The 14,065-nt window shown below is 68.5% G+C and carries 5 protein-coding genes; 2 read left to right on the top strand and 3 right to left on the bottom strand.

The genetic code is table 11. The features are described 5' to 3' along the window. Positions 1-157 precede the first annotated feature (157 nt). Together ACZ6SQ_RS14865 and ACZ6SQ_RS14860 are read right to left on the bottom strand one after the other, a co-directional pair. Entirely contained in the window at positions 158-709 is a 552-nt protein-coding gene (locus tag ACZ6SQ_RS14865; protein ID WP_469561171.1) for a hypothetical protein, read from the bottom strand. A 144-nt stretch (positions 710-853) separates the two neighbouring features. After that, positions 854-9,373 carry a golvesin C-terminal-like domain-containing protein gene (locus ACZ6SQ_RS14860; protein ID WP_469561168.1) on the bottom strand — a complete coding sequence of 2,840 codons (8,520 nt, stop codon included), beginning with the start codon at positions 9,371-9,373 and terminating at the stop codon, positions 854-856. Positions 9,374-9,659: 286 nt separating this feature from the next. Here ACZ6SQ_RS14860 and ACZ6SQ_RS14855 point away from each other — a divergent pair, with 286 nt between their 5' ends. Together ACZ6SQ_RS14855 and ACZ6SQ_RS14850 are read left to right on the top strand one after the other, a co-directional pair. Next, a complete protein-coding gene (locus ACZ6SQ_RS14855) occupies positions 9,660-10,178 on the top strand; it encodes a hypothetical protein (protein ID WP_469561165.1) in 519 nt (172 codons plus the stop codon). Between the two features lie 50 nt (positions 10,179-10,228). After that, positions 10,229-11,662, top strand: coding sequence for a peptidoglycan recognition protein family protein (locus ACZ6SQ_RS14850; protein WP_469561163.1), 1,434 nt, complete (start codon positions 10,229-10,231; stop codon positions 11,660-11,662). Positions 11,663-11,780: 118 nt separating this feature from the next. On the opposite strand, the gene ACZ6SQ_RS14845 is transcribed toward ACZ6SQ_RS14850, so the two are convergent. Further along, positions 11,781-13,847, bottom strand: a complete 2,067-nt coding sequence (locus ACZ6SQ_RS14845; protein WP_469561160.1) for a SpoIIE family protein phosphatase — start codon at positions 13,845-13,847, stop codon at positions 11,781-11,783. Between the last annotated feature and the right edge of the window lie 218 nt (positions 13,848-14,065).

Genomic DNA, 14,065 nt, shown 5'->3' with positions numbered 1-14,065 from the left:
GGGCCGAGGCGTCGGTTCGGAGTTCCGCCAAGGTGGGTGGGCGGAGGGGAGAGGGGGAGCACCCCCCGCGCAAGGGGGGGGCTTCTCAGGGGGGGGGCCCCCCCCACCACCCGGGGGCAAAGGCTAGGGGTCGCCGGCAAAAAGCACCGAGTCCGCGTCAGTCGGGCAGCACGCAGCCGAGCTTTCGCAGTTCCGCCAGCTTCGCCACCTGATGGGCGAAGTTGGCACTGCTGTGATCGGCCGCGAGCACCATGTCCTCCGCGCCCGTCTCGAGGATGATCTTGGCGTGCACGCCGAAGGGCGTACCGGCCAGGTCGACCTCCCGCCATGCTCCCCCGAGTGCCTGCTCGAAGGTCATGACGGCCTGGGTCTCAGGATCTCTGCGGATCAATCGGCTCGGAATCCCCTGCACGTCCACCGCGCATCCTCGCGCGCCGGAGATGTCGAGGGCCCAGTCGATCTCTTCGTACGCCGCAGAGTTGGCGGCGTCGTAGGAAGGCTGCGACTGCCGGTAGGCCATGTGCAGCTTCGGACGGATCATGATCTGTCCGAGTTCACCGCGCAGTGTCACGTGATGGAACACGCAGCCTGCCAGCTTCAGTGGCATCGCCTCCTCGACGAGGAGGCCGTCCACCGTGACGTCCGTCAGCATCGCACCCTCGACGTAACAGCCCTTCTCGCTGCAGTCGACCAGATTCACCCCGGTCACCCGCAGACGATCCCGGGGATCAGGAGTGCACCTCGAAACACAGTTGAGGAACTGGACCCTCTCCCAGTCCGTGCCGGTCACTCGCGCGCCCGGCCCGCTGGTCACGCCTGAAATCCTCTGACGCCGTTCCTGAAACTTCATGAGCTACGGGAGCACCCCAAATCCAAATGGCACAGACGGGTAGGTGATGTACGTGAGCGGCTCGACGTACCACCGGTTCACGTGGCCGAGGAACGCCCCGTTGCTGTTCGTGGTGAGCTCGTAGGGCGACACCCCGTGACGGGTCACCAGCAGGAAGTCAGGATTGCCGGCTCCACCCACGTGCTCGAAGTGCGGCTGGACGTCCGGGTGCCTGGCCACCGCCCGCTCCATGGCCTTGCCGTAGCTCGCCTGGGCGAACTTCGGATCGGCTTCCGTCGCGGCACGCTCGGCCGGAGTGAGCTCGTCGAGATAGCTCTGCGGGTTCTTCTGGAACTCCTGGTGCACTTCGTCGGTGACCCTTTGCAGCGTGTCAGCGGGGTCCTCACATCCTACGGAAGTGAGGAGCTGATCCTCGTCGCAGTCGTCGGAAGCCATCGGGCGCCAAGTGGCCTTGCCCCCTCCGCCACCGCCGAATATCTCGTCGAGGAGCGCGTCGACGCCCTGATCGACGGGGCTCTCGACTCCCAGGACGAAGCTTCCCACCTCGATCACCAGTCCGATGGGATTCCTCTTGGCGCCGAATTTCGTGCCACCCCTGACGACCTTCTCGAAGGTGTCGGTGACATCGCCCCACGACAGGTGTCCGTCGATCTCGATGAAGCTGATCGGGTTGCCGCCGGTGAACGCGTAGCGGTTCCCGGTGAACGGGTCGGCCGCCAGCTCCATGTCCGCCAGTGCGCCGTTGTACATGTCCCGGGTGACGAAGCGGTTCAGGTCCGGGCTGTAGTCACGGAAGCCCATGTCGTACGTCTCGGAACGGGAGTCCCAGCGCTTGGAGTTGTAGCGGTAGGCGTTGTACTCCTCCTTGGTCGGGTCGCCCGCGTCGGGCTTGTCGATACCGGTGAACTCCGACTCGTCGTCCGAGCCGTAGGCGGTGTAGCCGTACGTGGCCTTGGTGTTGCCGTCCTCGTCGGTGAGTGTCTCGACGTCGGTGTGGCTGTTGTAGCCGTAGTAGCTGTCCTCGGTCGTGCCGTCGGTGTTGTGCTTGATCTGCGACAGGCGCTCGCCCCAGGGGCTGTACTGGTAGGACTTGGTCAGGGCTCCGGAGACCTCCTCGTTCAGCACCTCCTTGGACAGGCCGAGGTAGTTGAACGTGGTGGTCTTGCCGTCGGCGGTCTTCGACGAGGTGCGGTCGAGCGGGTCGAAGGTGTACCTCGTCGTCTCCAGCGCACCGCCGGAGACCATTTTCTGGTCCTCGACGACGTGGTCGAAGCCGTCGTAGACCTTCCGCTCGATGACCTGACCGCTCGCGGTGACCGACTCCTGGCGGCCGAACGGGTCGTAGTTGTAGTTCGCCGTGGCCCCGGAGACCGTGGCGGTCAGCAGCCTGTTGCGGTCGTACTCGAACTCGGTGGTCTCGTTCTTGACCGTCTGCCGGATGACGTTGGCGTTGTCGTCGTGGACGTAAGTCTCCGTGCCGGCGCCGTTTCCGGTCTTGACCGTCTCCTTCAGCCGGTCGGCCGGGTCGTAGGTGTAGTCGGTCGTCGACTCGAGATAGGCCGTGTTGTTGTCGGCGTTCATCTTCTTCGTCACGTCCTGCGCCTTGTTGCCGTTGGCGTCGTAGGCGTAGGTGTGCGAGGCGACGAGGGCGCCGTCGGCCTTCTTCTCGGTCGACGTCTTCACGGCAGCGTCGAGGAAGTAGGTGTAGTCGACGGTGTTGCCGTTGTCCTTGGTCTCCTTCACCCGCTGGCCGCGGTCGGAGTAGATGTACGACGTCACCTTCGGGCCGGTGTCCGTCGCGCTCTTGCCGACGGAGATCGTCTTGACCAGCTCACGCAGATCGTAGGTGTACTTGGAGAACTGGTCGGGGTGGGTGACCGTCTCGGGCTGGCCGTTGGCGTCGTAGGTGTACGACGTGGTCTTCTTCTCGGCGCCTGCGAGTGCCTCGGTGACCTTCTGGACCTGGTTGAGGCCCGTGTAGGCGACCGTGTAGGCGTCGATCCTCGCGGTCGACGAGGTGTCGTCGATCTTGGTCAGATTGCCGTTGAGGTCGTAGGTGTAGGCGAAGTCGGTCTTCTCCGTGTCGGCGGGCTCGCCGCTGGTGCTGCGGACGAGCTTGACGCCGTCCGCCACGACCGGTCCGCCGCTGTTCTGGAACAGCTGGAGTTTGGCGGCATTGCCCTGCTTGAAGGCGTAGGCGCCCAGCGACACCCAAGTGCCCTGATTCGCGGTGGCGTTCTGGTCGATCGTCCTGTCGGACGTACCGCCGTCGTGCGTCACCGTGTACTTGGCGCTCGTCGCGGCGCCCGTGACCTTCGGGAACTTCACGTACGCGGTGTACGTGCCGTCCTTGGGGATGTTCAGGGTCCAGGTGTACGCGTCCGTGCCGGTGCCCGCCGCGTGGATGCGGTGGTCGTAGCCGTGCTGGCCGGTGGCGGTCGCCTTGGTCCAGGTGCCGGTGGAGGACGTGTTCTGGGTGTCGGAGTTGTCGACCAGGACGACCGACTGACCGACCGGGACGCCGTCGTCGGACTTCGCCTTCAGCTTGCCGTCGGCGTAGTAGGACCACGTCATCGTGCGGTTGGACGAACCGCCCGCCGAGGTCACGGTGCGCCTGGTCTGCTGCCCGACCTCGTTGTAGTCGTAGGCGGTGGCGATGTCCCACGGGTCCGTGGACGACTCCACCCAGCCGTTGTCGAAGTAGCTGTACGACGTGTCGTTGCGGACGGTCTCGCCGTCGGACGGCGGCAGCGAGGTCTTCGCGACCCTGCCGATCTTGTCGTAGACCGTCTCCGTGTAGACGTTCGGACTGTTGTAGCGGGAGTCGGCCGGGTCGTAGGGCTGGTACTGCCTGACCGGACGGTTCAGCTCGTCGTAGTCGGTTCGGGCCGTGAAGGCCGTGGTCGTGCCCGCCGCGACGGCGCGCGGGGTGATGACCTTGACAGTGTTGCCTGCCTGGTCGTACTCGTACCTGGTCGTGCGGTAGGTGATCGGGGTGGTGCCGGAGTGCGGCACTTTGACCTCGGTCTGTTTGCCGCGCTCGTCGTAGGTGATGGTGGTGGTGTTGTTCTCCGGGTCGGTGGCCGAAGTGACCAGGGAGTCCTTGTCGTAGCCCTGCTTGGTGGTCTTGCCGGCCGCGTCGGTGACGACGGTGGCACGGTGGTTCAGGTCGTAGGCCGTCCGGCTGCTGTAGTCGGTGGTGTCGGCTGTCGCGTTCTTCTTCGGGTCGACGACCGTGACGATGTTGCCGACGTTGTCGTACTCGTAGCTGATCTTGTCACCGGCCGCGTTGATCACGGAGGTGAGCTGGTAGATCTCGTCGTAGTGGTTGGTGGTGAGGTAGTCGGTCGCGACCGTCGTCGTCGCCGTGCCCTTGGGCTCGGTCGTCGTCCTGAGATTGCCGACCTTGTCGTAGGTGTACGTCGTGGTGCGCGGAGCGGTGAGGTTGTTCACCGGGGCGGTCGCAGAGGCGATCTGGTCCGCCTTGTCGTACACGGCTGTGGAGACGGCGCCGTTCGGTGCCGTGGACCTGGTGACGTTGTCGTTGGCGTCGTACTCGGGTGCCGGAGTGGTGATGAGGGCACCGGTGTCCTGCTTCTTCGGCACCGTCTTCACCAGCGGGCGACCGTAGACGTCGTACGTCTGCGTGGTGATCTTCTGGTTCGCGTCGGTGACCTTCGTGACCCGGCCGTGGTCGTCGTAGACGAAGTCCGTGGTGAAGGTCTTCGCGTCCGTGACGCGGTTCGGGTACCCGGTCGGGCCGAAGGCGGAGTACGCCGTCGGGTTGCCGTTGGCGTCGGTCGCCTTGGTCAACTGGCCGTAGGCGTCGTACTCGTACTTGGTGGTGTAGTCGTCCGCGGTGGCGGTCGCGACGCCCTTGGGGTCGGTGACCGTCTTGAGGTTTCCGTACATGTCGTAGCCGAACTGCCAGACGCGACCCTCGGCAGAGGTCTTGCGGAACAGGTCCGCGGCGAAACCGTCGGCGCGGGTCTGGTACTCGAACCTCGCCGTGTCGGCCGGATAGGTACCGGGCGCGCACTCCGAGGCCGTCGGGACGCCGTTCCTGTTGTTCTCGGCGTCGCGCTCCCAGAGGGGGTAACCGGTCTTCTGGTCGTAGCAGAAGGCGGTCTTGGCGCCGTTGTCCTCTTCGAGGTAGGTGACGTTGTTGTCGGCGTCCCAGCTCATCTTCGTGGTCTGGGACTTGGCGTTGACGGTCTGCACCGGGCGTCCGAAGTCGTCGGTGACGTACTCGGTCGCGTGGTTCTCGGCGTCCGTGACCGTGGTGTCGGTGAACTTCGTGTTCGTGGTGTTCGCCGCGTACGCGAAGAGAGTGTCACCGCCGAGACGGTCGGTGATCTTCTTGGTCCACCAGTGGTACTTGGGGTCGTCGCCTGCCTGCGGGGCGTGGTAGTCGAGCATGGTGTCATGGCCACGCGGGTCGGTGGCGGTGACGAGCTTGACGTTCTTGTTGCCCTGGGTGGCGTCGTAGGTGAAGGCGAACACCTTGGGCTGGGCAGAACCCGTGCCGTCCGTGAGCTTGGTGAGGAGACCCTGGTCGGAGTACTCGAAGCCGAGCTTGCGTACCGGGAGGCCGCTGACCGATCCCGAGATGTCCGTGATCGACTTGACGTGGTCGGCGATCTTCGGGCTGGACGCCTCGGCCTTGGAGTAGTACTCCACGGTCAGCGACTGCCGCCCTGCCGGGTCGGTGATGTAGGAGAGGAACTTGACCGGCTTGTTGTTGGACTTGCGCTCCTCGTAGGTGTACGTCTGCGTGTTGCCGTTCTTGTCGACCACCGAGGTCAGGTAGCCGTCGCAGCCGAAGAGGAAGCGGGTGCCGTCCGGACGCAGCAGCGTCCAGGCGTCCGGGACCGGGTCCTTGTCCGGGGTGCAGTCCAGGCCCGGCTTCATGGTGATCCGGTAGTGGACGCCCGCCGGCGCCTTCCAGGTGCCGTCCTCCTGCTTGGTGAACACGTGCGTGGTGCCGTCGCCGTCCGGCAGGCGGATCTCACGGGCGTTCGCGCTGGGGTTGGGGTGGAAGTCCAGCGGCGCACCCAGGCGGACCGGGCCCGCGAGCTGCCCGGACCAGCCCGCGCCGAGCACCGTGTCGCTGGTGTCGAGGGAGTTGTAGGAGAAGCGGGCGAAGGTGGTCAGGCCGCGTCCGGGGTTGGTGAAGGCGTTGTAGGACCACACGCTGTTGCCGGAGGCGAGATTGTTCATCACCGACGCACCGGCACCGGTGTTCTTGCCCGTGTAGGAGTAGAACTTCTCCAGGCCCAGGGAGTTGGACGTAGGGTCCTCGACCGCCACGTTCTGCTCGAGGGCCGGGATGCCGCCGGTGCCCGCCGACAGCCAGCTGCCGTCCGAGACCTTGCGGACGTCCCAGCCGAGGACGTAGTCGGTGCGCTTGTTGCCGCTGTCGCTGTTGACCGGCGTCTTGACCTGCGCCTGTACCAGGGTCGACTGGCCCGGCGAGAGGGCCGGGAGGGCCGTGGCGACCTGGTTGCCGCCGTTGGTGACGTCCGTGCCGTCCGGGAGCTTCCAGGTGTAGGACAGCTCGCGTTCACCGGCGGCCCAGGCCGTGTCGGTGGTGTTGGTGAGGGTGAACTCGACCGTGTACGCGGAGTTCGGGGTCATCCGGGCAGGAGTCCTGGGCGCGTAGTACGTCGACTCGGTGGTGGAGTCGATGTAGGTGACGACCAGACGCGGGCGCAGCTTCTTCTCCCTCGCCTCGGAGGACAGGAACACCGTGCGTTCCTGCTTCAGGCTCTCGTCGGTCATCTTCACCAGCACGCCCTGCTGGGAGGCGGGTGTGGTCACCCAGCCCTGCACCAGGGAGGTGACGCTCCAGTCGTGACGGGCCGGGTCGTTGCTCATGGCCGGGGCGGTGTCCGCGACCGTGGCGCCGAAGTCGCCGCCGGCGGTGGTCCAGTCGGTGCCGGAGTTCGCCTTCGCCCACGTCGCCGACGCCTCGTCGAAGTCGCGGGTCAGCGGCCGCAGTTCGTAGACGGCGCCGGTGTTCTCCGTCGTGGTCTGCGTGCCCCACATCCGCATCGTCGCGTCCAGCACACGCGCGCCGGCCGGGATCCCGGACAGGGCCGGGAACTTCAGCAGCGCACGGGTGTCGCCGTAGGTGGGCGAGTTGTTGCCCACCGCCAGCCAGTTCTGGGCCACCCCGTCCGTGAGCGTGTCGTGCGGGAGCGTCGACTCCGTCTGGGACAGCGTGGTGTCCTGCCCCGCCTCGATGATCTTCGTGGTGCGGCCGGCCTTGGGCAGGCGCACCAGCTGTGTCGGCGCGCCGGTCACCTGACCGTCGGCGGTCTTGACGGCGACCTGGTAGTAGTACGCCCGCCCGAACGGGTCCGCGCTGTCCGCGGCCGTCGGCGTCGCCGAGGTGTCCGTGTACTGGGTGAGGGACTTGGACACAGGGGAGACCAGGGTCGCCGCCGAAGGCGTGAACGTCTGGTAGATCGACCGGTGGACCTGGTACTCGACGATGTCGTCACCGGTCGCGGCGGAGGGATCGGAGTACGCCGACCACTTCAGCTCCGCACCCGTGTCGTGGATCGTCGTCGGCGCTTCGAGCTCGACACCCGGCCGGCCGTAGGTCAGGAGCAGGCGGGGGTAGTTCGCGGTCTCGCCGCCGTAGCCGAACTCGCTTCCCTCGTAACGAGGTCCGCCCTTGGGGGCGTTGGCGGACTCGTCCGCCGCCTTGACCACGAAACCGTAGTTGCTGTTCGCCCCGTCGATCCACGACTGGACGGTTCTGGTGACAGGGAAGGAGTGCCAGACGTTCACCTCGGACGGCGGCTTGGTGACCACACCACCCTTGGTGAAGCGCACCGCGTCCGCCAGCACCGCCGTCGTCGTCGACGCCGGACCGTCACCGAGGACGATCCTGCCGGCCGTGCCCGCCTTGAACGGGTGCGTGCCCAGCGTCTTCCACACACCGCCGGTACCGGACTGCTGGTTGACGGTGTAGGCCTTCGACCCGCCGTTGTAGGTGAGCGTGTAGGGGGCGTTGGTGGCACGGTCCGGGGCGGGCACGTAGTGCACCTGGACCTGGTAGTCGCCGTCCTCGGGGAGGTTCGGCTGCCAGGTGTAGGTGTTCCCGGCCACCGAGTCCTTGTTGTACAGGTAGTCCTGGTTCACCGCGTACTGCGTGTACGCCGTGTTCCCCGACGCGGGCCACGAACCGGACGCGGCGGTCGTGCCCGCGTCCCCGTCGTCGACCAGGACCGACGTACCCGACAGCTCACCGGTGATGCCGTTGGCGCTGTTCCAGGTCGCGGTGTCCTCGCGCCAGTCCTGGGTCGCCCGGTGGGCCTCCAGATGGACCTCGGTGTCACCTGCTGTGTGGGTCTGGTCGTAGTACAGCTTCAGCTCGGCGGCGTCCAGCCGCGTGCCGGCGGGCACCCCCGTCAGCGGGAACTTCACCAGCGCGCGCGAGGAGCCGGTGGAGGTGTTGCCGACCGACAGACGCCAGTTGGTGTCGTAGTTCGACCCGGGACCGTCCGAGGAGATCATCACGTCCTGAGCCGTCGACGGCGTCGGAGCGATCTGGATCGTCGGATCGATCGTGACCGGGTACTGCCGCTCCGGCGCCGCAAGCCACTTCGCGTCCGGTGTGACGGTGAGCTTCCAGGCCTTGCCGTCACGTGACAGCGACTGCTGCACGGCGGTGCTGTAGGCGGTGCCGTAGGGGGACTCGGCGTCCTTTCTCGTGTCGGCCATGAACGGTGCCGGGATGACCAGAACCGGGCTGGTGCCCTCGCCGTAGAAGGCGATGGAGCCGTCCTTCGCCGCCTTCGGCGTGAGCCCGTCCGTGTCCAGGTCGAAGACGAACTTCACCGGACCGTCGGGCTGTTCGGCCAGGAGAATGTTCTCCTTCACCCTGCCCGCGCCGACCTCGTACGACAGGTCGGCGCCGGAGACCGCGTCGCGGTAGGTGACGGTGTCACCCTTCGCCACGGGGGAGAGCTTCTCCGCCCCCTCCAGGCCCAAGGTGACCGCGTGGCCGTCGGAGGACTCCACCCGGACCATGCGGCTCGCGTCCTCGCCGAACCAACTGCGTGTCGTGTTGGTGGTGTTGGCGAACAGGAATCCGGCACGGGCCGACTTCCCCACCTGGGTCTCGACGGCCCGCCACGCCTTGCCCGTGCGGTACGAGGTCGGCACTGCCGACACCTCGGCCTGCACCCGTCCGTCCGACAACTGCCAGAACCGGCTGTACGCCGTACGCCGCGCGGTGAGTTCCCTGACGCGCTTCGGCTTGGGAGTCACCTTGCCCTTCGGCAGCTTCTGCCGTTCTGCGACACCCGCCTCGTCGTGCGAAGCCGGCTCCGCCGGCTCCTGGTCCTCGTCGTCCCCGATCCAGCTCGCGATGCCGTCGACGAAACCGCCGTCGTCATCGGAACCGGACGCGGCATAAGCGACCTGTGGCAGCAGTGAACTCGTCACCGTGGCCGCCACAAGGCACGCCAGTGCCTTGCCCCATCTGTTACTCACGCCAAACCTTTCCATCAACCGTCGTTGAAATCCACCGCATTTACCCGAGGGGCCGAGAAGGCTCCTGTCGAGGCCGGACGCGGTGGGTGCAGAGGTCTAGTCATTCAGCTGATGGAAAGTCAAGTGTTGCGACAATGCGGCCACTTGCTGCTGGAGCTCCTGCAAAACGGCCATATGGGCAGCCTCTTCTGCCCGAAATTTCCGCTCGCTGGAAAGCGCCCGCAGAGATGAGGTATAACCCGGCTGTCTCGGCTCGAGCGAGCCGGTGTACGCTCAATTCACCTGCCGAGGGGGCGAATTCATGGGTGACGCGAGGGCGGAGTCCGAGAAATCCGAAGAACCGTCAGCGACAGGACAAGGGGGCGCCCGGCCCGGCCGCCGCCCGGACCGTGCCGGGGTCGTCACGGCCGCCGTGGTTCTCGCCGCGTGCGGCGGACTCCTGCTGTTCGGGCTGCTCTCTACGGGCGACGAGGAGAAGGAGAGGAAGCGCGCGGTGCCCTCCGCCTCGGTCACCTACGAAGTGACCGGGACCGGTACCGCAGACATCACGTACCAGGCGCGCAGCGAGTCGGGCACGGCGACCGTCGTGAAGGCGGCCACCCTGCCTTGGCGCAAGACCGTGCCGGTTCCGCTCGGCCGCAGCCCCGTCGTCAGCATCGTGCTCGGTGAGACGGGCGGCCAGGCCCGCTGTGCCGTCGCCGTACAGGGCCGGCACCTCCAGAGCGCCACCGCCAGCGGCGACTTCGGCCGCGCCACCTGCACCGGCGTACTGCCCGCTGCCGAGTCCAGCCCTGAGTCGGACGACTCCGCCGTGGGCTGACCACGGCCCCTCTCGGGCACCACCGCAAGCGAACGAGGACAGGGAAACACATGAGCCCCAGAAGAACCCGCGCGCGCCGCACACTCGGCCGCTCCCGCATCACCTGGCTGGCCGTCGGCGTCACCGTACTCGGCGGTGCCGGCGTGGCCACGGTCGCGGGGGCCACGGGTCCCGGCGAGGGCTCCGGCGGCGAGACGAACCGGCCCGCGAGTGCCGAGACCATGGCGTTCACCGGCACCGGCCAGGCCAAGCGCACCGTGCCGCGCACGCAGACCGAGGCCTTCTCCTTGATCGGCGTCTCCTGGGCGGATCACACCAAGGAATTCGACGGCACCGCTCAGATCCGCACCCGCAGCTCCGAGACCGGCGTGTGGTCCGAATGGCGCGATCTCGATCTCGACATCGTGGCGCCGGAGACGGACGAGACGAGCGCGGCCGACACCCGCGGCGCCTCAGAGCCGTTGTGGACGGGGCCCTCGGACGCGGTGGAGGCCCGCGTCCTGGCCGACGGCGAGCAGACGGCCGTACCCGCGGGGCTGCGCCTGGACATGGTCGACCCCGGGACGACGACCGGGAACAAGAGCAAGAGCGCGGCGGCAAAGCCCGGCAAGCACACGCCGAAGGCCACGAGCACCCCCGCGGAGACGTCGTCGTCCGCCCCCGCCGAGACGTCGTCGTCCGCCCCCGTCGAGTCGCCGTCGGAGGCCACGGCCGAGCCGACCGAGGCCACGCCGACGGACAACCCGCCGGCGGAGACCGGCCCGGAAACGGAGACCAGCCCGCCCGCCGAGGCCAGCCCGTCCGCTGAGACCAGTGCCCCGGTCGAGTCACCCACCACGTCCGCACCTGCGGAGTCGACGAGCCCCGCCGCTCCCACCGCGCCCGCGATCGTGAGCCGGGCCGGCTGGGGTGCCGACGAGTCGCTGGTGAAGGACCCCGCGGAGTACATCAGCAAGGTGGAGGCGTTCTTCGTCCACCACACGGCCGGCACCAACGACTACACCTGCGCCGACTCACCCGCGATCATCCGCGCGATCTTCGTCTACCACGTACAGACGAACGGCTGGAACGACCTCGGCTACAACTTCTTCGTGGACAAGTGCGGCACGGTCTTCGAGGGCCGCGCCGGCGGTGTCGACAAGCGGGTGCGTGGCGCCCACACCTACGGCTTCAACGGTGTGTCCTCGAGCATCTCCCTGCTCGGCGACTACGAGAACGGCGGCACCCCGACACCCGCCGCCCTGTCGGCCGTCGCCGACGTCGCCGCCTGGAAGCTCGGTCTGGACGGCGTCGACCCGCAGGCCCAGGTGACGCTCACCGCGGCCGGTGACACCGGTGTCTACAAGGCCGGCGAGCGCGCCACGCTGCACACCGTCTCCGGTCACCGCGACGGCTACGCCACGCTGTGCCCCGGACAGAAGCTGTACGACGAGCTGCCCGCCATCCGCACGCAGGCCGCCGTCTCTCCGTACGCGGCCGAGTGATCCGACGGCCCCGCCCTGCCGACAGGCGGTGCGGGGCCGACGTGCGTCCGCGTCAGCGGATGGCAGGGCCCCGGTGACCGGGATGGTCACGCGCACGTGCCCGCTGCCGTGCGCCCTGTCACGGAATGGGCCGTGTACGGGCGACGAGCAGGGCGATGTCGTCGTCGGCGGAGGCCGGGACGAGGCGGGCCAGGAGGCTGTCGCACATGGCGTCCAGGGAGGGACTGGGCTCGGCCAGGGCGTCGGTGAGTTCGTCGAGGCGTTCGTCGATGTCGCTGCTGCGCGATTCGATGAGCCCGTCGGTGTACAGCACGAGGATGCTGCCGGGCAGAAGGATGTGATCGGTGGTGGTGTAGCGGGTGCCGCCGACGCCGAGGGGTGTCCCGGGCGGTACATCGAGGAGGCGGACTTCGCCGTCGGGGGTGACCAGCGCGGGAGGGGGGTGACCTGCCCGGGTGATGCGGCAGTGGCCGGTGGCCGGGTCGACGACGACGTACAGGAGGGTGGCGAGCATCGGCTCCGCCAGATCCTCCAGAGCGGCTTCCAGCTGGGCCAGGATCTCCTTCGGTTCGAGGTCGAGGCGGGCCAGCGCCCGGATGCTCGCGGACAGCCGTCCCATGACGGCCGCGGCGACCATGCCGTGGCCCATGACGTCGCCGATCAGCAGAGCGCCCTTGCCGGCGGGCAGGCACAGCGCGTCGTACCAGTCGCCGCCGACCTCGTTGACGTCGCTGGCGGGCAGGTAGCGGTGGGCGACCTCGATGCCCGCCGGTGGCGTGATGTGCTGGGGCAGCATGCTGCGCTGCAGCGTGACGGCGGTGTCGTGTTCGCGGTGGTAGAGGCGGGCGTTGTCGATGCTGAGCGCGGCGCGGGCGGCGATCTGGGCGGCGAGGGCGGCCTCGTCGCCGTCGAAGGGGCCGAGTGGCTGCGTGCGGTAGAAGGTGGCGACGCCCAGGACGAGGTCTCGGGCCACGAGCGGGATCATCATGAACGAGTGCACGCCCAGTGTCAGCAGGTGGGCGGGCCTGCTGGTGTGGCGTGCGGCCGGGGCTACGGCGTCGGCGTCGAGGCGGGCCAGCAGGTACGGGTGCCGGCCTGCGAGGACCTGGCTGTAAGGGGCCGCGGCCGGAAAGGTGAGCGTGCGGCCGAGCGGCGCCAGGGCGGTGGTGACCGAGGAGCCGGTGAGCGGCGCTTTGCCCAGGCGGCGCAGCGCCACCCCGCCGGCGAGCCCCGGGCCCGGTTCGTCGCCGCGGGCGAGGGAGTCGAGCACATCGACGGTGACGGCGTCGGCCAGCCGGGGCACCGCGAGGTCGGCCAGCTCCTGGGCGGTGCGTTCCAGCTCCAGGCTGGAGCCGACCCTGATCGAGGCCTCGCTGAGCAGGGCGAGGCGGCGGCGCCCTGCTTCCGCCTCGGTGTGGGCGCGCTGCTGTTCGGTGATGTCGAGCAAGGAGGCGATCACTCCGATCGGCCGGCCCGCGGGGTCCTCGACACGGACGTAGGAGCACGACCAGACCTTGTCCCGGTCGGGGTCGGCCGGGGTTCGCCCGGCCCGGCGGCGATCGAGCACCGGCCGGCCGCTGGCGATGACGGTGCGCATCGCCTCTTCCATGTCGTGGGCGTTGACCTCGGGCAGCAGCTGGGAGAGGCGGCGGCCCACGTGGGCGGACTCGGGCAGGCCGTTCATCCTCTCCAGCGCCGCGTTGACCCGCAGGAACCGCAGCTCGGTGTCGAGGACGGCGATACCGACCGGAGAGCGGGCGAACAGCCCGTCCCACACGGCGGAGGAGCCGCGGATACGGCGGGCGGCGTGGGCGTCGGCGGCGAACACCACGACGGCCGAGGTGTCCTCGTGCCGGTCGGGCAGCGGACTGGCCCATATCTCCAGCTCGACCGGGTGGCCGTCCGCGTGCCAGGCGGTGACGGTGCCCATGACGCCCCGGCCGGAGGCGGCCGCCTCCCAGAGCGACCGTCCCAGACTCCGGTCCGCGCCGGGATGCAGCAGCTCGGCGATGTGCCGGCCGATCACGTTGTGCGGGCTGTGGCCCAGCAGCTCCTGCGCGGCCCGGTTCCAGCGCACGATCGTGCCGTCGGCGCTCGTGGCGACCTGTGCCACCGGCAGCGCCCCCATCCAGCCTCCCGCGTCCCGGGCGGCGCCGCTGACGAGTTCTTCCACGGGCTCGCTCACCGTGCGCTCCTCACCCCGGCGGCCGTGGGCCCGTGCGCGGGCAGACCGTCGGGGCAGGCGCGTACGTGGAGCGCGGTCGCGTGCGCCGCTGCGTCCGGCCCGCCCCCGGGCATCCCCTGCATGCGGTGGCAGGCATATGGCCAGGGAAGACGGGCTCGGAACCGTCGCGGAAGGACGTCCCGGCGTGGGAGCGCCAGGCAGCGACGCGGCACGCCGCT

Source organism: Streptomyces sp. NPDC048600 (assembly GCF_055587025.1).
The sequence above is the reverse complement of the archived record's forward strand: the minus strand, read 5'-3'. Positions and strand labels throughout refer to the sequence as shown.

Excerpts from the sequence above, each read along its gene's own strand:
- ACZ6SQ_RS14860 (WP_469561168.1), bottom strand. The coding sequence starts at position 9,373 with ATGGAAAGGTTTGGCGTGAGTAACAGATGGGGCAAGGCACTGGCGTGC.
- ACZ6SQ_RS14855 (WP_469561165.1), top strand. The coding sequence starts at position 9,660 with ATGGGTGACGCGAGGGCGGAGTCCGAGAAATCCGAAGAACCGTCAGCG.
- ACZ6SQ_RS14850 (WP_469561163.1), top strand. The coding sequence starts at position 10,229 with ATGAGCCCCAGAAGAACCCGCGCGCGCCGCACACTCGGCCGCTCCCGC.